Origin of the sequence: Rodentibacter haemolyticus (genome assembly GCF_015356115.1) — a bacterium.
Taxonomy (GTDB): domain Bacteria; phylum Pseudomonadota; class Gammaproteobacteria; order Enterobacterales; family Pasteurellaceae; genus Rodentibacter; species Rodentibacter haemolyticus.
In genome coordinates, this window is record NZ_CP063056.1 from 474,813 (window position 1) to 500,743 (window position 25,931).

General features: G+C 40.7%; 22 protein-coding genes. 2 read left to right on the plus strand and 20 right to left on the minus strand.

The features are described 5' to 3' along the window. Nucleotides 1–250 precede the first annotated feature (250 nt). The 9 genes from ccmI to ccmA form a co-directional block, all read right to left on the minus strand. The gene (gene ccmI / locus IHV77_RS02355) at nucleotides 251–1,168 is read right to left on the minus strand and encodes a c-type cytochrome biogenesis protein CcmI (protein WP_194812562.1); all 918 of its coding nucleotides are present in this window, start codon (nucleotides 1,166–1,168) and stop codon (nucleotides 251–253) included. A gap of 1 nt (nucleotide 1,169) precedes the next feature. Further along, nucleotides 1,170–1,634 (minus strand): cytochrome c-type biogenesis protein, encoded by a 465-nt coding sequence (locus IHV77_RS02360; protein WP_194812563.1) that lies wholly within the window; start codon nucleotides 1,632–1,634, stop codon nucleotides 1,170–1,172. Further along, nucleotides 1,634–2,179, minus strand: coding sequence for a DsbE family thiol:disulfide interchange protein (locus IHV77_RS02365; RefSeq protein WP_194812564.1), 546 nt, complete (start codon nucleotides 2,177–2,179; stop codon nucleotides 1,634–1,636). The genes IHV77_RS02360 and IHV77_RS02365 overlap by 1 nt, the downstream gene beginning before the upstream one ends. 100 nt (nucleotides 2,180–2,279) lie before the next feature. After that, nucleotides 2,280–4,226, minus strand: coding sequence for a heme lyase CcmF/NrfE family subunit (locus tag IHV77_RS02370; RefSeq protein WP_194812565.1), 1,947 nt, complete (start codon nucleotides 4,224–4,226; stop codon nucleotides 2,280–2,282). Further along, nucleotides 4,223–4,747, minus strand: a complete 525-nt coding sequence (gene ccmE, locus IHV77_RS02375) for a cytochrome c maturation protein CcmE (protein WP_194812566.1) — start codon at nucleotides 4,745–4,747, stop codon at nucleotides 4,223–4,225. The genes IHV77_RS02370 and ccmE overlap by 4 nt, the downstream gene beginning before the upstream one ends. Then, on the minus strand, nucleotides 4,744–4,947 hold the full coding sequence (gene ccmD, locus IHV77_RS02380) for a heme exporter protein CcmD (RefSeq protein ID WP_194813199.1): 204 nt from the start codon (nucleotides 4,945–4,947) through the stop codon (nucleotides 4,744–4,746). The genes ccmE and ccmD overlap by 4 nt, the downstream gene beginning before the upstream one ends. 66 nt (nucleotides 4,948–5,013) lie before the next feature. Then, nucleotides 5,014–5,754, minus strand: coding sequence for a heme ABC transporter permease (locus IHV77_RS02385; protein WP_194812567.1), 741 nt, complete (start codon nucleotides 5,752–5,754; stop codon nucleotides 5,014–5,016). Nucleotides 5,755–5,812: 58 nt separating this feature from the next. Then, on the minus strand, nucleotides 5,813–6,478 hold the full coding sequence (gene ccmB / locus IHV77_RS02390) for a heme exporter protein CcmB (protein WP_194812568.1): 666 nt from the start codon (nucleotides 6,476–6,478) through the stop codon (nucleotides 5,813–5,815). A gap of 13 nt (nucleotides 6,479–6,491) precedes the next feature. After that, a complete protein-coding gene (gene ccmA, locus IHV77_RS02395; RefSeq protein WP_194812569.1) occupies nucleotides 6,492–7,130 on the minus strand; it encodes a cytochrome c biogenesis heme-transporting ATPase CcmA in 639 nt (212 codons plus the stop codon). A gap of 284 nt (nucleotides 7,131–7,414) precedes the next feature. Between ccmA and sodA the strand changes: the two genes are divergently transcribed. After that, nucleotides 7,415–8,062: a superoxide dismutase [Mn] gene (gene sodA, locus IHV77_RS02400; protein ID WP_194812570.1), complete on the plus strand. Its 648-nt coding sequence runs from the start codon at nucleotides 7,415–7,417 to the stop codon at nucleotides 8,060–8,062. Between the two features lie 42 nt (nucleotides 8,063–8,104). On the opposite strand, the gene IHV77_RS11970 is transcribed toward sodA, so the two are convergent. The 10 genes from IHV77_RS11970 to IHV77_RS02445 form a co-directional block, all read right to left on the minus strand. Next, nucleotides 8,105–8,203 (minus strand): methyltransferase family protein, encoded by a 99-nt coding sequence (locus IHV77_RS11970; protein ID WP_408635272.1) that lies wholly within the window; start codon nucleotides 8,201–8,203, stop codon nucleotides 8,105–8,107. A 92-nt stretch (nucleotides 8,204–8,295) separates the two neighbouring features. Beyond that, complete coding sequence (locus tag IHV77_RS02405; protein ID WP_194812571.1) at nucleotides 8,296–13,929, minus strand: hypothetical protein; 5,634 nt, start codon at nucleotides 13,927–13,929, stop codon at nucleotides 8,296–8,298. 18 nt (nucleotides 13,930–13,947) lie between these two features. Then, complete coding sequence (locus tag IHV77_RS02410; protein ID WP_194812572.1) at nucleotides 13,948–14,823, minus strand: OmpA family protein; 876 nt, start codon at nucleotides 14,821–14,823, stop codon at nucleotides 13,948–13,950. Nucleotides 14,824–15,464: 641 nt separating this feature from the next. Continuing rightward, nucleotides 15,465–15,908, minus strand: coding sequence for a methyltransferase family protein (locus IHV77_RS02415; RefSeq protein ID WP_408635273.1), 444 nt, complete (start codon nucleotides 15,906–15,908; stop codon nucleotides 15,465–15,467). A gap of 30 nt (nucleotides 15,909–15,938) precedes the next feature. Continuing rightward, on the minus strand, nucleotides 15,939–16,553 hold the full coding sequence (locus IHV77_RS02420) for a YfgM family protein (RefSeq protein ID WP_194812573.1): 615 nt from the start codon (nucleotides 16,551–16,553) through the stop codon (nucleotides 15,939–15,941). Nucleotides 16,554–16,571: 18 nt separating this feature from the next. Then, complete coding sequence (hisS, locus tag IHV77_RS02425) at nucleotides 16,572–17,843, minus strand: histidine--tRNA ligase (protein WP_194812574.1); 1,272 nt, start codon at nucleotides 17,841–17,843, stop codon at nucleotides 16,572–16,574. A 9-nt stretch (nucleotides 17,844–17,852) separates the two neighbouring features. Further along, the gene (ispG, locus tag IHV77_RS02430) at nucleotides 17,853–18,959 is read right to left on the minus strand and encodes a flavodoxin-dependent (E)-4-hydroxy-3-methylbut-2-enyl-diphosphate synthase (protein WP_194812575.1); all 1,107 of its coding nucleotides are present in this window, start codon (nucleotides 18,957–18,959) and stop codon (nucleotides 17,853–17,855) included. 11 nt (nucleotides 18,960–18,970) lie between these two features. Then, nucleotides 18,971–19,975, minus strand: a complete 1,005-nt coding sequence (locus IHV77_RS02435) for a RodZ domain-containing protein (protein ID WP_408635274.1) — start codon at nucleotides 19,973–19,975, stop codon at nucleotides 18,971–18,973. A gap of 67 nt (nucleotides 19,976–20,042) precedes the next feature. Next, entirely contained in the window at nucleotides 20,043–20,591 is a 549-nt protein-coding gene (pilW, locus tag IHV77_RS02440; RefSeq protein WP_194812576.1) for a type IV pilus biogenesis/stability protein PilW, read from the minus strand. Between the two features lie 26 nt (nucleotides 20,592–20,617). Continuing rightward, nucleotides 20,618–21,751: a bifunctional tRNA (adenosine(37)-C2)-methyltransferase TrmG/ribosomal RNA large subunit methyltransferase RlmN gene (locus IHV77_RS02445; protein ID WP_194812577.1), complete on the minus strand. Its 1,134-nt coding sequence runs from the start codon at nucleotides 21,749–21,751 to the stop codon at nucleotides 20,618–20,620. 233 nt (nucleotides 21,752–21,984) lie between these two features. Between IHV77_RS02445 and IHV77_RS02450 the strand changes: the two genes are divergently transcribed. After that, the gene (locus IHV77_RS02450) at nucleotides 21,985–22,860 is read left to right on the plus strand and encodes a D-alanyl-D-alanine carboxypeptidase family protein (RefSeq protein WP_194812578.1); all 876 of its coding nucleotides are present in this window, start codon (nucleotides 21,985–21,987) and stop codon (nucleotides 22,858–22,860) included. A 272-nt stretch (nucleotides 22,861–23,132) separates the two neighbouring features. On the opposite strand, the gene IHV77_RS02455 is transcribed toward IHV77_RS02450, so the two are convergent. After that, nucleotides 23,133–25,874: a M16 family metallopeptidase gene (locus IHV77_RS02455; protein WP_194812579.1), complete on the minus strand. Its 2,742-nt coding sequence runs from the start codon at nucleotides 25,872–25,874 to the stop codon at nucleotides 23,133–23,135. Nucleotides 25,875–25,931: the final 57 nt, after the last annotated feature.

Consider the following 25,931-nt stretch of genomic DNA (forward strand, 5'->3'; position numbering starts at 1 on the left):
CGATATTATTCACGAAATAACCTCACCCATTTCTCAATATATTTTTTTAAATTAAATACTCGTCAATTCTACAGCATTATTATCAGGGTGTATGATATATGTCCTTACCTACATAACGAAATTCGTTTTGTGCAACGACTGCGTAATATTGCAATTCTAAATAGTTCTTTCATGTCAAATTAACGTTGAAAAGGGTTTAGTTTGATGCGACAAAATTTTAAATCCAAACTATTACAATATTATTTCAATATTAATTTTTCTGAGGCGTGATACTTTTTGATTTTTCCTGCTCCTGCGTTTCCAAAGCATCACGGGCTGCACGAATACTCTTTTCAATCAATGGGATACGCTTATCGTCTTTTGGCATTAAGCGTAACATCATCGCCCAAGTTACAGCCGCCATTTTGTAATCTTCCGTTTCAAAATAACGGAAAGCCAGTAAACTGAGCGCTTCAATATTGGTATGATCTTTACGAATGACTTCACGCAGTAAATCGCTTCCTTTTAACTTATCTGTCGTATCCTCAGAAAACATCAATACGCGTGCATAACCAAGTTTATATTCTGAATTTTCAGGATCAAGCTTATGTGCTTTTTGATAACTATCAAAGGCTAAACGCGCATCACCTAAATTCATTCCGATTTGACCAAGTAGCCACCACTTTTTAGCATCGGTTGAATTTTTCTGTAAATCGATGCGAAGTGCGGTAGAAAATTGTTGCATTTCCACATCAGAAAGCGGATTCGTCTCTTCTTCTTTCATTCGTTCATAAAAATACGGCAATTTTGCATAAGTTTGTTCAAGCATAGATTCCGCCCGCCAAGCTCCAACCATAAAGTAAGCAGTACCGGCAATAATCCCTAAGGCAAGCAAGCCGGAAACAAACCAAATTTTCCCATAGGATTTTTCGGATTGGGTAGCGGTTTCTTGCAGATACGGCACATCATCCAATAAAGTTTTTTGCAGCTCTTGTTTTAGTTGGGCGGCATTTTCCACTAAACCTTGCGAATCATCCAGATCAATTTCTTGTAAACGTGAAAAATATAATGCCTTGTTTAATTCGTCACGCTTTTGTTCATCTTTAGTCTTAAATCGGCGCAATAAAGGATAAAAACAAATTAATGCCACCATCAAAGTGATTGTGATCAGGCTTAATACAAAATACATTCTATTTATCCTTTTGATTTAATAATTCCGCTAAACGAGCCTTATCTTCCTCTGTTAAAACAGTGTCGGATTTGACCGCACTTTGGACTTTCGGTTTGCGTTTTAATAAGAAAATCACACCAAATACGATTAAAAATAACGGCGCAATCCATAGAATGAGCGTGGCAGCCGTTATCGGCGGGTCATAGGTTACAAAATTGCCGTAACGCGCCACCATATAATCTACCACCTCATTTTTCGATTTGCCTTCCTGCAACAATTCAAATACTTTGCTGCGCATATCTACTGCGATTGTCGCATTAGAATCCGCAATATTATTGTTTTGACATTGAGGACAACGCAGTGATTGTGTGAGTTGATGATAATCACTTTCTTGTTGCGACGAAGCAAAATTTAATGCATCAATCGCACAAAATGCAACTGAGCTAAACAAAAGTGCGGTCAAAAAAATACCTAATTTTCTCATTATTCTTGCCCTGCCAATTTGTCATAAATCGGTTTCAAGGTTTGCATCCATACTTTTTCGTTGACATCACCGGCTAAACGATAATGAATCACACCCGAGCCATCAACAATAAAAGTTTCCGGTGCGCCATACACACCTAAATCAAGCCCTAAAGCACCTTTTTCGTCCTTCAACACCACTTGATACGGATTTCCTAAATCTTTCAACCATTTCACGGCTTTTGCACTATCATCTTTATAATTCAGACCGATTATCGTCACCCCTTGCTGTGCCAGTTTATTTAGATATTGATGTTCCGCATAACAAGTCGGACACCAAGTCGCCCACACATTCAGCAAAATCGGTTTTCCTTGTTGAAACAGTTCTTTACCGTAAGTTTTATTTTCAAAAAGTTCCGTTAAACTTTTAACCGGCACAGGTTTACCCATTAATGCCGATTCCAATGCTTTTATATCTTCCCCTTGTGCATTACGATTAAGCTGCACAAGAAACATCATCGACACTGCCAAAAAGAGAACAAGAGGAATGAGTAATTTCTTTTTCATTTTTTACCGCACTTTACGACTTGTTGTAGAACGTGGATATTTAAAAACCCACACATAAATCCAAAATATGATGATTAAAACCTTATTTCGCTCACCTGCGTTATTTTTTCAAAAATGAATTAAAGCGATAACGTCTGTCAAACATACACAATAATCCGCCTAATGCCATAAATAACCCGCCGATCCAAATCCATCGGATAAAAGGTTTATAGTACAAACGCAATGCCCAAGAATCATCATCAAGTTTTTCCCCAAGCGCTACATAAAGATCACGTGTGAAACCGCCGTCAATTGCTGCCTCTGTCATAGACATACGGCTTACCGTATAAAAACGCTTTTCCGCAAATAAAACCGCTTCAGGTTTGCCATTTTTGCTAATATCAATTTGCGCCTTACCGCCGATATAGTTTGGGCCATTAGCATCACTTACACCGGTAAACTTGAACTCATAATGACCGATTTGCGCACTGTCGCCCACTTTCATACGTACATCTCGCTCTACGCTAAAGTTTTGACTAAAGGCAATGCCCCATATCGTCATTGCTACCCCCAAATGCGCAAGCAACATTCCCCAATGAGAACGGGAAAGTTTGCGTACACCAATGAAGAATGATTCACGATAGGTTGCCCGTTGTTGTAATTCATACAATGCCAATAAAACGATAATAACAGTCATCATTGAGCCAAGCATAGCACTGACGGTGATTTTATCTTGCAAGAAATAAGGTAACGCAAAACCTGCAACCGACATAACAATCAGACTTATTATTACCGGCAGACGGATAGCGGAGAATTGATCCCGTCGCCATTTCACTAGCGGTCCAATACCGAGTAACAATGCAAATGGCGTCATAATAATCAAAAACATTTGATCAAAGAACGGCGCACCGATTGAGATCGTTCCCAAACCTAACTGTTTATGTACAAGCGGTAATAATGTCCCCAAAAATACGACGCAAAGTGCGGTCATTAATAGGATATTATTGAGTAACAACATACTTTCGCGAGAATAGCGTTCCGCATTATCGAGCGAACGAATTTGGCTACCTTTGTAAGCATACAACGCAAGTGATCCCCCGATGACAACGATTAAATAAGCCAAAATATATAGCCCACGTGTAGGATCAGAAGCAAAAGCGTGTACCGAAACCAAAATACCTGAGCGAACCAAAAACGTACCAAGCAAGCAAAGGGAAAAAGCCAAAATCGCAAGCAATACGGTCCAAGCTTTAAAAGAAGCCCGTTTTTCCGTTACGGAAAGCGAGTGAATCAGTGCCGTACCGGCCAGCCAGGGCATAAACGAGGAATTTTCCACCGGATCCCAGAACCACCAGCCTCCCCAACCGAGCTCGTAATATGCCCACCAAGATCCAAGCACAATCCCTAGTGTTAAAAATACCCAAGCGGCAAGTGTCCAAGGGCGAGACCAGCGTGCCCAAGCGGAATCCAATTTACCGGTCATTAAGGAAGCAATCGCAAAGGCAAACGCGACAGAAAAACCCACATAGCCCATATAAAGCAAAGGGGGATGGAAAATTAAGCCGACATCCTGCAGCATCGGATTAAGTTCCTTACCATCAACAGGGAAATTAGGAAAAGTGCGGGTAAAGGGGTTTGAAGTAAACAGCACGAACAAGACAAAACCCACGCTAATAATGCCCATAATACCAAGTACACGGGCTACCGCTTCTTGTGGTAAATGCTTACTGAATAACGCCACCGCGGCAGACCATAAGGTAAGCAACCAAATCCAAAGTAATAAAGAACCTTCGTGTGATCCCCAAACGGCTGAAAGACGATAGTAAATCGGCAACGTGCTGTTAGAATTATTCACCACATATTGCACACTAAAGTCATTTACGGCAAACAAATAAAATAATGCGACAAAGGCGATAGTGAGCGTAACAAATAATCCGTAAGTCATCGGGCGCGCTAACGCCATCAATTGCACATTACTTTTTTCCGCTCCCCACAGAGGAAAAATAGCCAGCATTAAAGAAACGGCTAAACTCAACGCGAGTGCGTAATTTCCTAATTCAGCAATCATTTCCCGCCTTCTTGTTTTTCTTGACGATCACGGTTGCTTTCACCCTTTAAATCCGAAGCCTCAACGCCCATAGGTTTATGCACTTTCTGCATCTTTTCATCTAACTCAGGCGGCACATAATTTTCATCATGCTTTGCCAATACTTCCGTTGCCGTTAATACTGTCGGTTCTGTCAGCACCCCCTGCGCTACAATACCTTGTCCTTCACGGAAAAGATCCGGCAAAATACCTTCATATTCCACGCTAATCGCAGGCCCGATATCGTTCAAATCAAACCGCACTTTTAGACTTTTCGGATCACGAACGACCGATCCCTCCACAACCATACCGCCCACGCGGATACGTTGCCCCACTTCCGGTTTTTGGTTCGGATTGTTATCTTTACCCTGAATCACTTCTGACGGCGTATAGAACAAGTCAATATTTTGACGCAACGCATACAACATCAAACCGCTTGCAATAGCAATGCCAAGCACAACGAAAACAACTAATTTAAGTCTTGATTTACGTCTCGGATTCATAGGGTGTTCTCCTTATCGGTTTGTTGTAAACGGGCTTCGCGTTGCACTTCACGCAGGACATTTTGTAATACCTGCTTGCGTTGTTTCACACTTTGTACAATCAGCACAACAATCGACACAAAGCTAACCGCATAAGACAGCCAGACATAAAATCCGTAGCCACCCATATTGAAAAAATCACTCCAAGTTTGAAAAAACATCATCGCTTCCTCATTTCCCTCTAAAAAATACCAATCCTGCTACTTACGTCCACAATAAAATTCTGACTACTTCAATTCTTTCGCCAATTCTTTTACCCATGGTCTTTTCGCATCTTCTTTTAATAACTCCACACGATAACGCACCAAAGTAAGCCAAATATAGAGTGTTAAAAAACCGAAAATACATAAAACTAACGGTATCAGCATTGGCGTGGCGATAGACGGCTTTTCTAATTTTGTGATACTTGCCCCCTGATGAAGGGTGTTCCACCATTCCACTGAAAAGTGAATAATCGGCAAAATAACCACGGTAGTAATACATAAAATCCCCGCAGCCTTTGCGCCGACTGTTCTGTCAGAAAAGGCGGAATAAAGCGCAAGAATACCAAGATATAAGAAAAATAGGATCAATTCCGCGGTTAAACGGGCATCCCACACCCACCAAGTTCCCCACATAGGTTTGCCCCAAATAGCACCGGTAACGAGGGCTAAAAAAGTAAATAATGCACCAACGGGTGCCATCGCAATCATTGCCAAGTGAGCTTGTTTAATTTGCCACACCAACGCCACCACTGCCGCGATCGCCATAGAACCATATACTCCCATCGACCAAATCGCCGATGGCACGTGTACATACATAATTCGGAAACTATTGCCCTGTTGATAATCAGCAGGTGCAAAAGCCAAGCCCCATACGACCCCAACCCCAAGTAACAACAAACTAAGGAATGCAAATAACGGACTCAATTTTCCACAAATGCGATATTGAGTTTCCGGCTTCGCATAAGGATGTAACCACTTCCACATAAAAAGATCCTTAAAAAAATCAAAAGAAAAATAACCGCACTTTCGTGCTATTTGCCTATCAATTATCTAAACTAATACGCAACGCCGCCGCCACAGCAAAAGGCGAAAGCGTTATCGCAGCAACCATCATCGCCCCTAAAATCGCAAGTTGCCCATTGTAAGGAACATTCAAACTTGCCGCTTCCAATACGGAGGAAGCAAAAATCAACACGGGAATAAATAAAGGCACGATAAGCAAACTTAACAATACACCGCCTTTACGCAAGCCCACAGTTAGAGCGACACCAATGGCACCGATACAACTTAATATCGGTGTACCTAATAATAAAGTCAGCACCAATGCCCACCAAATATTCACCTCAAGGGAAAGCAGCAACGCGGCGATAGGGGAAAGTAAAATCAATGGCAAGCCGGTTAAAAGCCAGTGTGCCGTTACTTTTGCCAATGCCGTTAATGCTAAAGGCTGGGAGACCAGCATTAATTGTTCAAGCGAGCCATCAATAAAATCATCACGGAAAAGACGCTCAAAAGAAAGCAAGGCTGAAAGTAACGCAGCGACCCAGGCTATCCCCGGCGCAATACGGGAAAGTAATTTAGGATCGGGCCCAATAACCAAAGGAAACAGCGTAATCACAATTAAAAAGAACCATAGCGGATTTAAAATTTCAGCCCGCTTGCGCATTGCAATTTGTAATTCCCGTTTAATAATTTCAAGGAAAATCATCCACCGTTCCTTTCTATATGCTTTTGTAATGGGCTAAATTCAGTTTCTTTAACGCCAAGCTCGGTATATCTTGATGACTGGTCAGTAACACGATACCGTCTTGTTCAACGTGCTTTTCAAAAAGTGCGGTCAAAATACCGATCCCTTTTTTATCAATCGCAGTAAAAGGTTCATCCAGAATCCACAAAGGAGCTCGAGAAAGCCATAAACGCGCTAAAGCGATACGTCTTTGTTGACCGGCTGAAAGCTGCGCTGTAGGTAAATCCTCACGTCCTAGTAGTCCCACTTTTTCTAATACGTTCCAAAGTACATCATCGCCTTGTTCCGCTTGGTTAATACGTTGATAAAATTGTAAATTTTCCCAAGCCGAAAGTTCCGGTTTCACACCGGCAAGATGCCCTAAATAAAGCAAATCTTGGTGATAAATTTCCCGTTGCTTAGAAATCAGCTCAGAATCCCACCGCACTTCACCCGCCGATTGCTCCGCAAGCCCTGCCAAAATACGCAATAAACTCGTTTTCCCAATGCCGTTGTACCCTTCGATTTGTACAAAATCACCGCTGCTGAAATCGTATGAAAGCTCCCGAAAAAGCAAGCGCTCGCCCCGTCGGCAAGCAAGATTCTTAACAGATAAGGTATGAAAGTTAAACATAGGGAAATCATCACGTTAAATTTGGCGATATTCTACCACAAGGGAAAAATTTGACGAGATTCAGACAAACAAAACAGATAACTCTTTAGAAGTAGATTATAGGGTTTATTGATTTAGAACAATCTTTCCCAAAAGCTCCAATATTGACAGAATAAAAAAACATTTAATGATCTAAATCAAATTTTCTGCTATTATTTACACACTTTTGGTTAGATTTTATCTGTTTAAAATCAAATTAGCCAAAATAGTCAAAACGAAAACTTATTTTATAGAAGGAACGAATTATGGCTTACTCTCTACCTGAATTAGGTTATGCTTACGATGCATTAGAACCGTATTTTGATGCGCAAACGATGGAAATTCACCACAGTAAACATCACCAAACATACGTAAATAACGCAAACGCAGCATTGGAAGGCTTAACACCTGAATTTTTAGAAATGTGTGCGGGACAATTAATCTCAAACCTTGATAAATTACCGACTGAAAAACGTACCGCATTACGTAACAACGCCGGTGGTCATGCAAACCATAGCTTATTTTGGAAATCCTTGAAAAAAGGCACAACCTTGCAGGGCTCATTAAAAGATACGATCGTGCGTGATTTCGGTTCTGTTGAGGCGTTCCAAGCTGAATTTGAAAAAGCGGCGGCAACCCGTTTTGGTTCCGGTTGGGCTTGGTTAGTATTAAGCAAAGAAGGAAAATTAGCGGTTGTTTCTACCGCAAATCAAGATAACCCGTTAATGGGGAAAGATGTCGCCGGCTGCGAAGGTTTCCCACTTCTCGGTTTAGACGTTTGGGAACACGCTTACTATTTAAAATTCCAAAACCGCCGTCCGGACTACATTAAAGAATTTTGGAATGTCGTAAACTGGGATTATGTTGCCGAACGTTTTGAAAAGAAAACGGCAGATTGCAACTGCGCAAAATAAATTGTAAAACATAAAAAGTGCGGTCGATTTTGACCGTATTTTTTATATCCAACGTCTTACTTTTGACTTATATCGGCGATAATCTTCACCGAATTGCTTTTCCAAATAGGCTTCTTCTTGAGAAATTTGAAATCGATTCATTAGAAAAACAAAACAGTACACTACTTTTGTAAAAAATCCCCTAAGGCGAACCTTAGGGGATTCGGTTTTGTTACTAAATGTCAGTGAACAAATTAGATGATTTGGATACCTTGTTGGATATACACTGCCTCATCATTCACATCACCGGCTGCTGTACGATAGGTATATTTATCATAAGTCACGCCATCATGTACCACATCGGATTCTGTTTTTTCCCAGAAATTCCAATTAGATTTAATAGCGCCACCACCATCTTTAAATTTAGTACCATTAATGTATTTACCATTGTCACCAAAGTCAACGGTATCATTTGTACCACCTTTAATATAGACTGCTTTTGTGGTGTCATTCTGCTGAGTGAAATAATCATTACTCACGCCGATAGTTTGAGCAGTTGGAGCTGTTAAATCAATAACTTCAAAGTTCAACACATTCTGTAAGCTAACTTTGCCATCAGACTTCGTTAAAACTAAGGTATCGTTACCGTCCCCACCATCGAGTCTTCCCCAAGCAGCCCCAGTCTCAATACGATCACCCATGATAGCGACATCATCCCCGTTACCCAGTTTCACTTCTTGTCGTGCGAGTAACCCACTAACAGAGAATACATCATTGCCATCTCCCATATCAATCGTACCGCTTGAAGGAGCCTTTGTACCGATAGATTTGGCAATAAATACATCATTTCCATTACCGAAAGTAATATCATTTTTGTCATATACTGCGCCAACTTCCATATAGTTATCACCGTTACCAAAACTAATCGTTTTGCTTCCGGCAAAATCTTTATTAACATCGGCACGCAAGACATCGTTGCCATCGCCATAACTAATATCTAACCCCGCGGCTTGTACAGTGGTACCGCTAAAGTTAACGATATTATTTCCTTCACCCATTCTAATATTATAGTTACCAATAACGAATGTGCCTGCAAATGAGATCTTGTCATTACCTTCTCCCATATCAAAATAACCCTCTGCAGCAGTTCCCATTGATTGAGTTGTACCACGCACTTGGATATGGTCATCACCAGCACCCATTTCAATTTTTACTGTTCCCCCAACATAGGTACCACGACCAACAGAGCCATTACCGAGGCCCATTCCACCGAAGTTATCTAAACCAACGATAAGCGTATCATTACCGTTTGTAGATGCAAATGTTCCCGGATTATCTGCAACAAGAGAAGCTGATTGTCCTCCTACATTAGGTCCTAGCCCTGTAACGAGAGGATCATCAAAATTATTACCTGCAGGATTCAAACCTTTCTCTAATGTGTAATCGTTAAACAAGTTTCTAACAGCATTGACCTTCGTTTCAGAAACATTACCCGCCGCATCAATAACTTGAAGTGTAATACTACCGTTTACTTTACGATTCCAGTTAGCTAAATCAAGGGTATAAGTACCATCCCCATTATCGACTACATCTTTCAAGTCAGATTCACCGGCACCAGTTTGGTATTTATATTTAATGGTAGCACCAACCTCAGAAACTCCATCAGCTTGAAGGATCATCTGATTAGTATCTGAGTTCAACTCTTTAACATCCATTGCTTCAACAATCGTATCTAAACGGTAAGTGAAATCTTTGCTGGAAAGATCAACACCGTTTTGATCTTCAACAAGCACTTTATAACGATATATCGCATTCGTTGTTTCAGATTGCGGAGTTGTTGGTTTAAGAGTGTACTCAAGGCCATTATTTGACAACTGGGCTGTCAAATCTTCAACTGAAGATTCGTTTCCATCTACAATAGTGTAGCGTAACACTTTAACTGCTTGACCACCTTTAAGTGCCTTATCAAGAGTGAAATGTAATTCTGCACTTGGATCATTTGTTAACCCTGTACCACGGCTAATTGCCTTCGTTGCATCCGTATCAGCCATACTATCAATACGACCAACGTATTTTGAAGTATCTGTATAAAACTCTGATACATCAGCATCATCAGGTAAATTATCTTGAAGATAAATATCTGTAACAACAGGCGCAGCATCAACAATATCCGTATCTGAATAATCAGTTCCATCCACATTGACTGCTGCTTTTACTTCATAAGCTACATCAAATTTTGGATTATTATATGTAGTAGTCACTTCTGTTACTTCATCTTCACCACTACCTGTCACCGTTGTTGTGACTGTAGTTGTTGGTACATTAATAGACCAAGTACCATCAGCCTTAACTTTTGCCGTGCCACTAAAATAGGTTTCTCCGTTAGCTGTAATTGTAACCGAAACATCAGTATCAGCCGGAACGTTTTGCGATGTACCGCTAATTACGAAACCTTTAGTAACTACCCCATTTTCATTACTAATTTCAGTTGTAGTAATATTACTTGGCAAGAACTGTGCATAACCATCTGTACCTTCTATAGCCTGAGCTTGACCCGCAATATTATCAATATCGATAGAAGGAGCTTTTGAAGCTGTAGAAGTATCATTTACAGTAACTTCGTTACCTTCAACACCACCTACCGTTAATTTACCTTTTTCAGTACCTTCCGTTGAGGAATCTTCTTTCGCTTTCGTTGTGATAGTAAATTCTTTCACGCCTGCCGGTACGGTAATTGTGCCGGTTGCCGGATCGTAAGTCACACCATTGCTGAAAGTCGGGGTTTCAAAGTCATCTTTACCAAACTCACCTTGTGCCGGAGTATCTTTACCAATTACAAGCGGTAGTGTGCCGCCATTGTTGTTGGTCAGTTTCACTGTGGTTGTTACTTCTTGACCTTCATTTACTGTCGCAGGGCTACTTACTACACCATCTCCATTCGTATTATCTACCGAAGGTGGTGTTGTGTCTGTTTTGGTCGTGTCTTTACCTGTTTCGGTATTACCTTTTTCGTCTGTACCTGTTGCTGTAACTTCCTGATTGTCTTTGATTGCCTCAGGGTCAATTGTGATTTTACCTGTTGCCGAATCAAGTGTTACGCCCCTTGGTAATGTTGTACCATCTTCAAATTTCCACACATCACCATCTTTTACAATACTCACTTTTTGTGGTTGATCGTTTTCATCATTAAACGGTACTTCTACTTTCGTATTGTCCGAACCTGGTGTTACCGTTAAACCGCCATTGTCTTCCGCTTTCACTGTTGGGGCATCTGCTGTGGTATCCGGTACCGTTGGATCTGCTGAAGTATCATTAACTGTTACTTCGTTACCTTCAACTCCACCTACCGTTAATTTACCTTTTTCAGTACCTTCCGTTGAGGAATCTTCTTTCGCTTTCGTTGTGATGGTAAATTCTTTCACGCCTGCCGGTACGGTAATTGTGCCGGTTGCCGGATCGTAAGTCACACCATTGCTGAAAGTCGGGGTTTCAAAGTCATCTTTACCAAACTCACCTTGTGCCGGAGTATCTTTACCAATTACAAGCGGTAGTGTGCCGCCATTGTTGTTGGTCAGTTTCACTGTGGTTGTTACTTCTTGACCTTCATTTACTGTCGCAGGGCTACTTACTACACCATCTCCATTCGTATTATCTACCGAAGGTGGTGTTGTGTCTGCTTTGGTCGTGTCTTTACCTGTTTCGGTATTACCTTTTTCGTCTGTACCTGTTGCTGCAACTTCCTGATTGTCTTTGATTGCCTCAGGGTAAATTGTGATTTTACCTGTTGCCGAATCAAGTTCTACGCCCGTTGGTAATGTTGTACCGTCTTCAACTTTCCACACATCACCATCTTTTACAATACTCACTTTTTGTGGTTGATCGTTTTCATCATTAAACGGTACTTCTACTTTCGTATTGTCCGAACCTGGTGTTACCGTTAAACCACCATTGTCCTCCGCTTTCACTGTTGGTGCGTCTGCTGTGGTGTCTGTATTAGGATTTACACCCGCATTCACTGTATCTTTCGACTCATTACCCGCCGGATCTTTCGCAATCGCTGTCACTTCCGAAGCATCTTTCACTTCTGTTGCCGGAATCGTGACTTTACCCGTAGCCGGATCAACCGCAACATTCGCCGGTTTATCATCTGATGTCCAGTTGCCTTGGTCATCTTTCTTCACGGTAAACTCTTTTTCCGTACCCGTAGTTTCATCGATGTATTTAATGGTAACCGGATTCTCATCTTTCGGCTCTACCGTGACCGAACCATCCGCTTGTGCTTCCGCATCCGGGGCTGTCGGAGCGGTTTGATCGACCTTGAATGGAACTTCCGCACTTTCTTTGCCGGATTGTCCGTCCGGAGTCGTCACTTTCGCTGTAACTTTATAATCGCCGTCCACTGAAACCGCAGTTGTTGGAATAGTAACGGTTACTTTACCTGCCGCTTCTTCCGTATCCGTCACAACGTGAGAAACATCTTCGGTTGTACCGTCCGGTTTCGTTACCGTTACTGTAACCGTATCTCCTGCTTTGGTGTTCTTCGGTAAAGCCACTTCCGCCGGTACACCGCCATCAGACTCCGCTTCATCTTTGTTGATGAAACCGTCTGCCGCTTCCGGTACCGTTACTTTCGGTGCGCCTTTTTCTGTGGTGTTGTCGTTGTCATCATCATCCGCATCACCGTCTCCGTCTACATCACCCGGTATGCGTGGCGTGGTTGGGTTGTTGCCTGCGTTCTTAGGATCAGCATCCGCTTGATTTCCTTTTTCATCAGTACCTTTAGCATTGATTTCCGAGCCGTCTTTCACTTTATCCGCAGGAATTGTGAAGGTGTCATCATTGTTAATCACCACATTTGGATCAGCCGATGTCCAATTACCGTTGTTGTCTTTCGTGACTGTCGCCGTTTTCTCGTTACCGTCTTCGTCAGTATATTTAATCTCAACTTTGGTGTTGTCCGCACCCGGTTTTACTTTTACCGAGCCGTTATTTTCCGGTGTTAATACCGGCTTATCCGCACTGGTATCCTGCGGTTGTGGCTGAGGTTGTGGTTGTGGCTCAATACTTGGATCTGATTTAGCCTTATCACTGACTTTAGCTTTATTTCCGGCATCGTCCGTCCCTTCTGCAATAACTGTTGAACCGTCTTTCACTTTATCTGCCGGAATCGTAAAAGTGTCGTCATTAACAATTACATTCGGATCATCCGATGTCCAATTACCCTTGCTGTCTTTCGTGACTGTCGCCGTTTTTTCGTTACCGTCTTCGTCAGTATATTTAATCTCAACTTTCGTATTATCCGCACCCGGTTTTACTTTTACCGAGCCGTTATTTTCCGGTGTTAATTTCGGACTATCCGCTGCGGTGTCCGTATTCACATTATTATTGTTGTTATTGCTACCACTTCCGCCACTATCATGTGCTGCAATCGCAATGCCTGCTGCAAGTGGTACTAATGCTAATAACCACCATGGGTTAAACGCCCAAAATGCGCTGCCTAAGTCTTCACCACCCAAGGCTTGTGGGGCGGCAACTTGTTCCGCCAACATACTCACCGCATCGGATTTTAAACCCGATTCCGGTACATAAGCATAGATACCTCCGTTTTCGTGTTGGCCGACAACTAAGTTTGAGGTTTCTTCGCTGTTTTCATCTCCATAATAATTTTTGATGATGATATCTTCGCTCATATCGCCGTCTTCTAAGAAAAGTTTTAGATCTTTTCCTTCACGTTTGGCGATGATATTTTGTGGGGCTAACCCTGTTTGATCGTTAATTAATTGGTAATTTGATTTCTCTCTCGCTTCGATAATCAGTGCTTCACCTCGGTTAATTTCGTGGCTGGCAATCACTTTTTTTGCACTTAATACTTTTAATGTAGTTGACATAAGTTATCCTCTCTTCAATTATTTTTCACCGTAAACGGTAATTTCTACACGGCGGTTAGGTAAATTACATTGATTTTTTGCCGCACCGGTTAAGGCGGAACAATTCGTGACCACCGGCTCTTTCTTACCGAAACCGATAGCTTTGACCGGTGCGGTAATCCCCGCTTGTTGTAACTGTTGTTTTACGCTATTTGCGCGTTTTTCAGATAGGGTTTGGTTGTAGCTGTCCGAACCGAGATTATCGGTGTGACCGCCCACCACAATGTGAGAAACTTTTAAGGTTTTTACCTGCGCCATAAAGTTTTCTAATTTTTCTCTGCCCGCCGGAAGAATGTCTTTGTAACCGAATTTGTTGAAAGCAAATAATGCGTTGCTATCTACCGCTATCGCTGCAATCACGACCGGAGGTTGGCAGTTGTTTGCACTCGGAACACGTGATAAGGTTTGGTTTTCTTTCGGTAAGTTGGCGATTTCTTGCTCGGCAACTGACGGCTCTACTCGCGCTAAATAAGGTTGGCCGTTCGCACCTTGAGACACTTTCACATAAGCAATGTCGCCCACCGGTAAGGTGTAGCTTGCCCCTTGGGTTCGATTTCCGAATTGTTGATTTGAGCTAAGGGAGGTACTGAATAAATGTTTATCCGCACAAACAGCGACGGCACTGTATGCATTCGGAAGCAGTGAAGCTTGATAATCGCCATCAACATAGATATTGGTTGCGCCACCTTGGGCATCATCTTGACGATAAAAAACCGCTAAGGCTTGATTTTCACCGAGTTGGGTTTCTAATTTCGTTTGGCTAAAATTATGCCATAGTTCTAAAGGTTGATTCGCATCACGGGCACAACCGCTTAACGCAAGCACAACCCCGACTCCTAACAATGTTTTTTTCATACGTAGTCCTTTTTTATGATTTAATTTGATACTCACTTCCTTTTGCCAAATGGCGACCGATATCGCCAAATCGCACGGAAGGTTCGTACAAGGCGCTGATAAATTTCAGTAACTTGAGTTTAATAAAAAAACAAAAAACCCAAGGCTGACGGTTTTTAATAAATAAAAACCGTCAGCCTTGGGTTTTGCCGATAGGAAGAAAAATTTACGCTATGACAGTATGCTGTGCTGTGCTTATCAGTGTATGTTTCATATTCTTAAAATAAAAGCTCTTTTTATGTAACCAGTAAATAAAAACACCTTTTTAATCTTTTTAATAAAAAGCAGTGAACATAGCCAATCCGACAATAATAAAAACTCACCTAAATATACTGAAAAAGAAAGAATAAGGTACTAACCCAGATAGACTACCAAATATAACCATAAATAGCCAATTAAAAATTGAACTTTTATGAGAATTTGTGATAGACCTACCAAAAAGAAAGCAATCCATAATACGTTACCTTTTTAATCATTAGAACTTTATTATTTTGTCTTTGCTTTTACATTCGGAAGATCTATCACCGAACCTTCAAAGCCATTAACCCCAAATAACGAGTAATTACAAAATCTAAAAGTGCGGTCGATTTTGACCGTATTTTTTATATCCAACGTCTTACTTTTGACTTATATCGGCGATAATCTTCGCCGAATTGCTTTTCCAAATAAGCTTCTTCTTGAGAAATTTGAAATCGGTTCATTAGAAAAACAAAAACAGCGACACCTGTCCAAGCCAATAAATTTCCCAACCATAACGCCCAGCCGGATAACATCAGTAATAAACTCAAATACATAGGATTACGACTAACCCGAAAAATACCGGAAGTGACAAGAATTGTCGTTTTGTCTAATTGTTGCGGATCAATATTTGCTTTGTGTCGATAAAATTGCCAAACACTTGCGATAGCAATAGAGCCGGAAAGCAAAATAAAAATTGAAATGAGGAATAGATAACGGGGATATTGTCCGATTAACGGTAAAAAATACATAACTGTGCCGATAAAAACACAAAGAATCGGAGGAGAAAAGGGAAATAAGATGCGCATAAAAAATCAACGCCCTTTCGGGCGTCTTCATTAAAGATTATTGAGTTTCATTTGAGCGGCTTGACGTTCTAATGCGCTCCCTGTTTGGAGTGCCTGCTCAAAGCTGTTTTTAGCTCCGGTATTATCACCTTTGGCTAATTGAATATCACCGGTCAATAACGCTTTACGGGCGGTAAAACCGGCTGTTTTAACTTGATTCAACGCAGATAATGCGCTATCTAATTGACCTAGTTGAAACTGTACCGCGCCTAAACGTAATGCGGTAAGTGAAGTTAAGAGTTCATCTTGAGACTGAGTTAAAGCTTGCTGTAATGCGGCTTCAGCCCGAGCAAAATCTTGTTTAGCAACGGCATTTTTCGCTTCGTCAAGCAAAGCAAATACGGCATAGCTGGTTTTGCTGTTTGCTTGAACAAATTCCGCCAATTTTGCTTTTTGTACCGCAGGATCTTGCTCTGCCGCATAAACTAAAGCGTCATATCCGGCAGAAGCTTCCGCTATTTGGTTTGCCTGATGAGACTGCCAATAACGCCAACCAAACATACCGCCAATACCCAAAATAAAGGCAACAATAATCGTTTTACCGTTTTCTTTCCACCACTCTTTTAATTGGTTAATCTCTTGTTCTTCTTCAATAGAATATGCCATTTTATTTTCCTTTATAAACTAAAATTGAGACCGAATATAATCGATCACCTGTGTGTACTCAAGTGTTTGCTGCTCCGTTCCACCATGTAAGTGTTTTACGACTACTTGGTTATTTTGAATTTCACTTTCACCAATAACCAAAGCTAATACCGCACCTGATTTATCCGCACGTTTAAATTGTTTTTTAAAGTTACCGCCGGAACAATGTAACATTGTCCGCAAATGCGGTAATGCCGAGCGTACTTTTTCGGCGAGTTGAAATGCCGCCAAAGTAGTACCTTCACCCTGATAAACAACATAAATATCAACCGCACTTTTCACCGGAATATTGCTATTCACTTCTTGAACCAAAAGCACCAAACGCTCTAATCCCATAGCAAAACCAACCCCCGGTGCTGCATGACCGCCAAGTTGTTCAACCAAACCGTCATAGCGTCCGCCGCCACATACAGTACCTTGTGCGCCCAATGCAGAGGTTACCCATTCAAACACCGTTTTATTGTAGTAATCTAATCCTCGTACAAGTTTCGGATTAATCTCATATCGAATACCTACCGCATCCAGTAACGAACATAATTGAGCAAAATGTTCGCGACTTTCATCATCTAAATAATCAAGTAATTTAGGTGCGTTATCCAATACATTCTGCAATTCTTGGTTTTTGGTATCCAGAATACGCAGAGGATTTTTTACTAAACGCTCTTTTTCTTCCTCACTCATTAGATTTCGGTGATTTTCTAAGAATGTAACTAACGCCGAACGATAATTCGCCCGTGCTTCTAGCGAACCGATAGAATTTAGTTGTAAAGAAACATGTTGCTCGATACCTAACGCTTTCCAGAGACGAGCGGTTAAAATGATCAATTCCGCATCAATTTCCGGATTTGCAATGCCGAAAACTTCTACGCCGGCTTGATGAAATTGGCGATAACGCCCTTTTTGCGGTCGTTCGTGGCGAAACATCGGTCCCATATACCACAAACGTTGTTCATTATTATAAATCCAGCCATGTTCAATCGCTGCGCGTACACAACCTGCCGTACCTTCCGGACGAAGAGTCAACTGTTCATCATTATCCCAAAAGGTATACATTTCCTTTGATACGACATCCGTTACTTCACCGATAGCACGAGCAAATAACGGCGTGCTTTCCACAATCGGCATACGCACTTCAGAGTAGCCATAGCTGCCCAATACTTCACGTACTTGTGTTTCAACCCATTGCCATAATGGCGTTTCAGTTGGTGAGCAATCGTTCATACCACGAATTGCTTGAATTATTTTTGCCACTTGTTTTCCTTAAATAATACGATTTTTCGGATCCTGTAGTGCCACTTTCGCACGGATCTTCGCTTCTAATTGATTAATGATATCCTCGTTATCAAAACGTTCTTTTTGGCGCTCACCATCGACATAGTAACCACTTTTTTTGTTACCGCCGGTAACGCCCAGATCAGAAATCAAGGCTTCTCCCGGTCCATTTACGACACAGCCGATAATTGATACATCCATTGGCGTAATAATGTCTTCAAGACGTTGTTCCAGCGCATTTACCGTACCAATTACATCAAATTCCTGACGGGAACAGGTCGGGCAAGCAATAAAATTGATACCACGAGAACGAATTCGCAGAGATTTTAAAATATCAAAACCGACTTTAATTTCTTCCACCGGATCTGCGGCAAGCGAAACACGTAGCGTGTCTCCAATACCCTCTGCAAGCAACATACCCAGACCTATCGCAGATTTAACGGCTCCCGCCCGCGCACCACCGGCCTCAGTGATACCTAAATGCAACGGCTGCTTAATCGATTTTGCGAGTAAACGGTAAGACTCAACAGCAAGGAATACATCAGAGGCTTTCACACTGACTTTAAATTGATCAAAATTAAGGCGATCTAAAATTTCCACGTGTCGCAGTGCGGATTCCAATAAGGCTTGTGGTGTCGGTTCACCATATTTTTCTTGAAGATCTTTTTCTAAAGAACCGGCATTCACACCGATACGAATCGGAATATTTTTATCACGTGCGCAATCCACCACGGCTCGAATACGATCCTCACGCCCAATATTCCCCGGATTAATACGCAAACAATCGACACCATACTCTGCGACTTTTAGTGCAATACGGTAGTCAAAATGAATATCCGCCACAAGCGGAATATTCACTTGTTGTTTAATAACTTTAAATGCTTCCGCCGCATCCATCGTGGGTACAGAAACACGCACAATATCCGCACCAACACGCTCTAAAGATTTAATTTGAGCGACCGTTGCTTCAACATCTGTTGTACGGGTATTCGTCATAGACTGTACGGCAATCGGCGCATCTCCACCAATCGGCACATTTCCTACATAAATTTTTGTCGATTCACGACGCTTAATGGTCGGTTGAAAAGCAGACATATCCTTCCTTATTAAGGTTGTGAAAGTTTAAATTTTGCAATTCGTCCATCGATTTTCAATGGATAATTCTCACCTTTATAAGTAATGCGAACATTACCGGGTGCGCCTACAATCAAAGAAAATTCATCACCGTTAAATGTTAGCACTTCACCCTGTTTATATTCTTTTTGTGCAAGCACTTTACGGTTTTTATCTTTAACGCTTAGCCAGCTGGTATTTTTTAATATTTCTACCACCAAATCACCCTGTGCCGTCGGTGGAGCCAAAGAAATACTCGGATTTTCAACCGCACTTTGAGTATCAGACACAACCTCTTCATTTGCGTTCGATTCCCTTTCAGATTCTTTAAACGTCATTGATTTTGGCAATGGATTTTCCGACTGAACTAACGGAGTTCGAGCCGCCTTTTCCACTTTGATTTCAGTATTTGTCGAAACCTCTGCAGTCGGAATATTTATTGATGATTCCGCTGTTTGAGCTGATTGCGGCACTGAAATTTCAACGGATTGAGCTGATAAATTTTCAGATTTCTCCTTGTTTGCCTCGGTGTCAGATACATAATTTTGGACTAAAGTATCACGCTCTTCATTGGATTTCTGATAATTTTGCCACCACCATAGTCCCGTCATACTTAAGGCCACAAGAAGCACTAATGCCGTTAAATACCCTACCCAACGACCGTGTGAAGAATATTGGTTCGCAGAACGTCTAACACGTGCATTTTTTCCTAAATCGTTTTTCTCCGTTTCACCAACAGAAAGATCCGCCCACAAACTTTCCGGTAAACGTAAAAATTTTCCATAATTACGCACATAGCCCTTCATAAAAGTTGCCGGAACATTTTTTTGGATAAATTCATTATTTTCGATTTGCGCTAAGATGGCTGGACGTAAGGCGATTTGTTTAGAAACATCTTCAAGAGAGAGATTAAGAGACTCACGCGCTTGACGAAATTTTTCACCAAGCGTCATTTCTCGATCACTTTGCACTTCAATGGGTTCAACTGGCATATTCATAAAATATTAAGTTATGAGACATATTAAGGGCTGAATTTTAAAGTCCAAAGCCCATTTTGGCAACGTTTTATTTGATTTGATTCAGTTTTTCCGCACGATATTCATCGATCTGCCGTAATTTATCGACAGCTTGTTGATAAATATCCTTTTGGTTGAATGCTCGTGCGCAAAGCGCCAGATTTTCATAAGTATCGGCTTGGTGATAATAACGAGGTGAGGATAATGCCTGTTCAAAGGCTTGACGGGCTTGTTCAAATTCTCCCTGCCCACATAAAAAGGCACCGAAATTATTATAGGTTTCGCCTTGTTTATCATTAAGTTTTATTGCTTGAAGATAAGATTCCCGCGCGGAGATTACATCACCTTGTAGCTGATAGAAATGTGCAAATGCAGAATGCACAAGAGAGTAATTTTTATCATGTTCCAAGGCCTTATCCAAATTCTGTTTAGCTTGAGGAAAATTGTTGTGATGCAGATAACCTAAGGCTAATTCCACGCGAGCTTTTGCCGCTTGCTGTTTATTGAAATCATCAGAGGAAGAAGTTTGAGAAACACAGGCTGAAAAAATAAGAGGAAAAATGACCGCACTTAAGTATTGAATAAAGAAGGGTTTCATTTTTCCTCCGATAACAAAATGAACGATTAATTAACTTGTGTAATCCCAATATTCTGCCCAAACTGACGCTTCATCGCCGTACGTTTAGTTCGGTCAATAACATCCCCTGCAAGCTGACCGCAAGCGGCATCAATATCATCACCGCGAGTTTTACGAACAATCACGGTAAAACCGTACTCCATCAATGTTTTTTGAAAGCGATCAATGCGTGTATTGGAACTTTTCGCATAAGGTGCCTGCGGGAACGGGTTCCATGGAATTAAGTTAATTTTACAAGGGGTGTTTTTTAATACTTCCGCAAGCTGATGTGCATGCTCTACGCCGTCATTGATATGATCCAGCATCACATATTCAATCGTTACTTTTCCGTGATTTGCATTAGAGACACTTAAATAGCGGTTCACAGAATCAATTAGACTTTTAATGTTATATTTTTTATTAATCGGCACAATTTCATCGCGTAACCGATCATTCGGCGCATGGAGCGAAATAGCCAATGCCACATCGATCATTTTACTCAAATTATCCAATGCCGGCACAACGCCTGATGTAGAAAGCGTCACACGACGTTTAGATAATCCGTATGCGAAATCATCCAACATAATTTCCATTGCAGGCACCACATTCGCCACATTTAACAACGGTTCTCCCATTCCCATCATCACCACATTGGTAATAGGACGCACTCCGGTTACTCCAAAATTACCAATAATTTTTGAAGCCCGCCACACTTGCCCGATAATCTCAGAAACAGTCAAATTACGATTAAAACCTTGTTGGGCGGTAGAGCAGAAAGTACAGGCAAGTGCGCAACCCACTTGTGAAGAAACACATAGCGTGGCACGATCCGCCTCAGGAATATAGACGGTTTCGACCTGTTGCTCTCCTACTTGCATAGCCCATTTGATCGTGCCATCGGCAGAGCGTTGTTCTACGGCGACTTCCGGTGCTTTAATTTCAGCCACCGTTTTTAATTTTTCACGTAATTTTTTGTTAATATTCGTCATATTGTCGAAATTATCTTCGCCAAAATGATAAATCCATTTTACCAATTGATCGGCTCGGAACGGTTTCTCGCCTAATTCCTGAAAAAATTCACGCATCTGCCGGCGTGTTAAATCCATTAAATTGATTTTTTTCGTTTCGATTTGTTCTAACATAAAGCCTCGTTGCTACACATTACGGCAATGGAAATTGTGGTATTTTTCCACAACAAAAAAGCCTGATATAAAATGAGCAGCGATTTTACAGATTTACCAATCGATAAGCTAGCAGATTTCCAAAACAAAGCGATTTTTGACCGCACTTTTTGGGAGCCGGATCGCAAAAATAAGCCATATTTCCAGTAAAAGTGCGGTAGAATACGAGGTCTTTTTATTTATCGGTGTTAGCAATGTTAAAGAAACTCTTTCCAATTTTATTTTTTATCCCCACTTTTACAATAGCGCAATCCTATGTCGTTTATGATTTTACGCGGAATAAAGTGTTGGAAAGTCGCACTCCCGATTATGTTCAGCCCATCGCCTCCGTCACAAAATTAATGACGGCGAATGTGTTTTTGGAACATAACAAAAATCCTCGCTGTACCGCCTCGATTACGGATGATGATTATGATTACATTAAAGGCACACATACAAAATTACCCAAATATACGCCTATTTCATGTCATGAATTATTAAAAGCAATGCTTGTTCATTCCGATAACTATGCCGCACACGCGCTTGCCCGCTCGGCCGGAATGAGCCGTTTACAATTCATTCAAAAAATGAACGAAAAAGCTCGTGAATTGGGTATGCATTCAACGCGTTTCACTGATAGCTCCGGGCTCTCCGATAGCAATATTTCAAGCGTGATGGATTTAGTGAAACTTGCTAAATATTCTATGCATAAACCGCAAATTAAAAACCTTTCTAATATGCCAAGCGCTTATATTCAAGCGGGGGCTCGCAACGTATTCGTGAGAAATACCAATAAACTGGTGCGCGAAGAAGTGTTTGATGCGGCAATTAATAAAACCGGCTATATTCGCGAATCGGGCTATAACTTAGTCTTTATCAATAAACATCCTTGCCGAAATTCCACCATCGGCGTGATAAGCTTAAATAATCGCTCCTCTCAATATCGTACGAATTTCACAAAAGGAAAATTAGAAAAGTACGGTTGCATTGCCGGCCGTAGCCTTCACAACTTCACCGCTGATGAAGCACAATATGAAGAAGGTTATGATGAGGAAGGTTTGACAAATCTGATTGAACAACTTTCGAAATAGCTGGATTCCGGTTTTGCCGCCGGTATTTTTACGTTCTAAACATATCCGGTATTATGTATCAGTTGTACAAAGGGCTTTAATATTTCTTGGGGTAGCAACCCTGTCTATCAATTTATCAATAAATTTCATTACGGTGCATCACGGCTTAGCCTAACGCCACCCTACAATTTTTTGTGTAAGTGCTACATAATACTGAAAATATCAACCGTTTTGTCTGTTTAAATCCCTTCAAAAATAGCCGATAATGTTTAATCTTATCGGCTGTTTTCTTATTAATTTTTTGGTGTTTTAGGTGTCGTGATAAACACTCTTTGATTTTCAGGGTTATAGAGATATTTAGCTGCTAATTTCACCTCATCAAGCGTAATACTTTCCACAATCGGTTTAATTTCCGTTAAATATTGAGGAGTATGGAAGCGGTTTTCACTGTAAATCAATCGTTCTAACCAAGCTTCGGGAGATTGTTGCCCGCTTTCCTCGGTTTGATAAAAATAACTTTTTGCGGTTTCAAATTCTTCCGCTGTAATACTATTTGGTAAATCAATTAATACCTGTTTGGCAATTTTAATCAATTTATCCGTTATTTCCGGGTTCGAGGAAAAAGTCAAAGTGGTTTGTATGCGATTCGTCTCCGCTTGCAGACGGCTTTTAAATCGTTTGCTATAAATACCTAATGTCTCATCCCGCATTTTTTTACTTAATTTTTCAGAAGCAATACTACTTGCAAATTCAATCACTAACGCTTTTTTAGCATCCCAATTGTCTTGGGTAAACCACGAGATATAGACGTTATCCTTTGGTTCCGGATTCATTGCAAATTTTTCTTTAGCTTGACCTGCTTGCACTTTCAAAGGTTCGGTTTCGATAGTTTTTCCCCTTTCGATAGCGGCTAAATTCTGCGCTAAAAATGACCGCACTTTACTTTCTTCCATATCGTTCATAATGAAGTAAGTTACAGGTACCATAGAAAGTGCCTGCCACTGTTGCATAAGTTCCGTTTCGGTTAATACTTCAATTTGTTTTATTGTTGGTTGAGAATTGAGCGGATGTCCGTAAACAAACGTTTCCCAGGCTAAATTACGTTTAAATTCATCAGAACGGGATTGTAGCTCAATACGCCAGATAGCTTCTCTTTTAGTTTTTTCAAATTCTTCTTTGATTGTTGTTTCTTTTTGCTGAGCATAGTAAAAACGGAGTAAATCGGCGAATTTATCATTCTCAACAGTGCTTAAAATATTCAATTTGTCAAAACTTTGGCGAATAATAAGAGGAATATGATTATTTTCTTTCCATTCTAGCATTTGATTACGCTTCCAATTTAAAGGCGCGTTATTACCAATAAGTTGTATTGCTAATTTCCCTTTCCAATCTTGAAGAATCGAGGCATTTGATCCCACTTGATTTTGAGCGACAAAATAGCTTTTATTTTTTGCAATAGGCGATTTTAGCCAAACGACAATATCTCCGTTAGAAAGTGTCCAACGTACCGTATTTTGTTCAGGAAAACGTTGTTCTTTCACAATACTTCCCTGCTCTTTTAGCGGGGCAAAGGTCATTTTTTCTTTTGCACTTTCCGTTGGAACATTAAAACTGCCCTGCTTTGCCATTTGCCGCCATTGTTTTACTTCGGCAAGTTCAATCGGCGGAATCTCAATATTTAACGGAGGCATATATTGCAAAATTTGATCCGAGGCATTTAACCAATATTGAATACGTTGATTAACTTCGCTCAAACTAATTTTATCTATTCCGTCTTTTGTCATTTTTTCAATCTGAGCTTGGCTATAATAGTTTTTCTCATTAAGCAATGTGCTGATCATGGTTTGAACCCAATCTTCAAAAGTGAAATTTTGTTGGTTCGCTTTATCATTTTTTTGTTGAGATAATATTTTTTCCTTCTGTTTATCTAATTCAGATTGCGTAATCGGATAATGTTTCAATCGTTCGGATTGTTCAATCATATAGTTTGCACCGATACGATGCGATTGTTTCTCAACATTAGCCGTAAAAATCAAGGCGGAGGTTATTTTTCCTACGGGAATTTTACGTACCGACAAGGAGGATAAATCTGACGGCATTTGATTTTTTTCTTCTCTAAAACGTTGATTTAAACTATTTACCGCCAGTTGATCGATAAGACGTTGTTTAAAACCTATTTCCGTTTGTTCTTGGCTTATATGATCATCAAATCGCCATAAATAGCTCACTTGACTGTTATTATTTTGCGGATCACTAAGGCGATCAACTTTAATTCGTTCAATTAATTTAGGTTCATAATAATGTTTATCTCGAATCGGAAGTTGCTTTTTCGGAAGATCGGAAAAATGAGCTTTAATCAACTTTTCAACTTCATTAACCTGAATATCTCCCACAAGCAGTAATTGCATATTATTGGGTACATACCAGGTTTGGTAATACTGCTGTAATTCTGCCACCGGCATTGTGTTAATGCTCTTTTGAGAACCAATCACCGTTCGATTTTCATAGCGGGAACCAAAACGTTGAGATGTTTGTCGTTGTTCAAAAAGCCGTCTTCTGGCACTATCTCTTGTTCGCCATTCCTCTAAAATTATTTTACGTTCATTCTCCCAATCCGAAGCATTGACTTGTGCTTTAAAAAGCATTTGTTTTACTACCTCTAACGTTTGCGTTAGGCTAAAATGTTTTGGCGGCATATAAATATAAGTGGTGTTTTCCTGATTCGTAAAGGCATTATAATTTTTACCCCTTAACCAACCTTGTTGATGAAGATAAGGCATAATTCCTTTAACATAAGATTCCGTAGCGCGGAATGCCATATGCTCAACCATATGAGCCACACCGCTTTGGGCAGGTGCTTCATCAATCGCACCGGCATAAACCCGCATAATAACATCCACACGCCGAGGCTGAGAATGAAGAGGTAAAATGGTATAACGCAATCCGTTTTCCAATTGTCCTTGTATCGGCATAGATGTGCCGGCAGCTGCGATTGTCGAGAATAAAAATAATAAAACATAAAATATATTACGCAAAATAATACTCCGTAAAATAAAGAAAAAATGACGTTAGGTAACAATATACCTAACGTG

Bases quoted from the DNA above. Each gene is read 5' to 3' on its own strand.
- pilW (WP_194812576.1), bottom strand. From the start codon at position 20,591: ATGAAACCCTTCTTTATTCAATACTTAAGTGCGGTCATTTTTCCTCTT.
- IHV77_RS02450 (WP_194812578.1), top strand. From the start codon at position 21,985: ATGTTAAAGAAACTCTTTCCAATTTTATTTTTTATCCCCACTTTTACA.
- ccmA (WP_194812569.1), bottom strand. From the start codon at position 7,130: ATGTTTAACTTTCATACCTTATCTGTTAAGAATCTTGCTTGCCGACGG.
- IHV77_RS02385 (WP_194812567.1), bottom strand. From the start codon at position 5,754: ATGTGGAAGTGGTTACATCCTTATGCGAAGCCGGAAACTCAATATCGC.
- IHV77_RS11970 (WP_408635272.1), bottom strand. From the start codon at position 8,203: ATGAATCGATTTCAAATTTCTCAAGAAGAAGCCTATTTGGAAAAGCAA.
- IHV77_RS02405 (WP_194812571.1), bottom strand. From the start codon at position 13,929: ATGTCAACTACATTAAAAGTATTAAGTGCAAAAAAAGTGATTGCCAGC.
- IHV77_RS02435 (WP_408635274.1), bottom strand. From the start codon at position 19,975: ATGAATATGCCAGTTGAACCCATTGAAGTGCAAAGTGATCGAGAAATG.
- ccmB (WP_194812568.1), bottom strand. From the start codon at position 6,478: ATGATTTTCCTTGAAATTATTAAACGGGAATTACAAATTGCAATGCGC.
- ispG (WP_194812575.1), bottom strand. From the start codon at position 18,959: ATGTCTGCTTTTCAACCGACCATTAAGCGTCGTGAATCGACAAAAATT.
- ccmI (WP_194812562.1), bottom strand. From the start codon at position 1,168: ATGTATTTTGTATTAAGCCTGATCACAATCACTTTGATGGTGGCATTA.
- IHV77_RS02420 (WP_194812573.1), bottom strand. From the start codon at position 16,553: ATGGCATATTCTATTGAAGAAGAACAAGAGATTAACCAATTAAAAGAG.
- IHV77_RS02410 (WP_194812572.1), bottom strand. From the start codon at position 14,823: ATGAAAAAAACATTGTTAGGAGTCGGGGTTGTGCTTGCGTTAAGCGGT.
- sodA (WP_194812570.1), top strand. From the start codon at position 7,415: ATGGCTTACTCTCTACCTGAATTAGGTTATGCTTACGATGCATTAGAA.
- IHV77_RS02445 (WP_194812577.1), bottom strand. From the start codon at position 21,751: ATGTTAGAACAAATCGAAACGAAAAAAATCAATTTAATGGATTTAACA.
- IHV77_RS02415 (WP_408635273.1), bottom strand. From the start codon at position 15,908: ATGCGCATCTTATTTCCCTTTTCTCCTCCGATTCTTTGTGTTTTTATC.
- IHV77_RS02360 (WP_194812563.1), bottom strand. From the start codon at position 1,634: ATGAGAAAATTAGGTATTTTTTTGACCGCACTTTTGTTTAGCTCAGTT.
- IHV77_RS02365 (WP_194812564.1), bottom strand. From the start codon at position 2,179: ATGAAAAAGAAATTACTCATTCCTCTTGTTCTCTTTTTGGCAGTGTCG.
- ccmE (WP_194812566.1), bottom strand. From the start codon at position 4,747: ATGAATCCGAGACGTAAATCAAGACTTAAATTAGTTGTTTTCGTTGTG.
- ccmD (WP_194813199.1), bottom strand. From the start codon at position 4,947: ATGTTTTTTCAAACTTGGAGTGATTTTTTCAATATGGGTGGCTACGGA.
- IHV77_RS02370 (WP_194812565.1), bottom strand. From the start codon at position 4,226: ATGATTGCTGAATTAGGAAATTACGCACTCGCGTTGAGTTTAGCCGTT.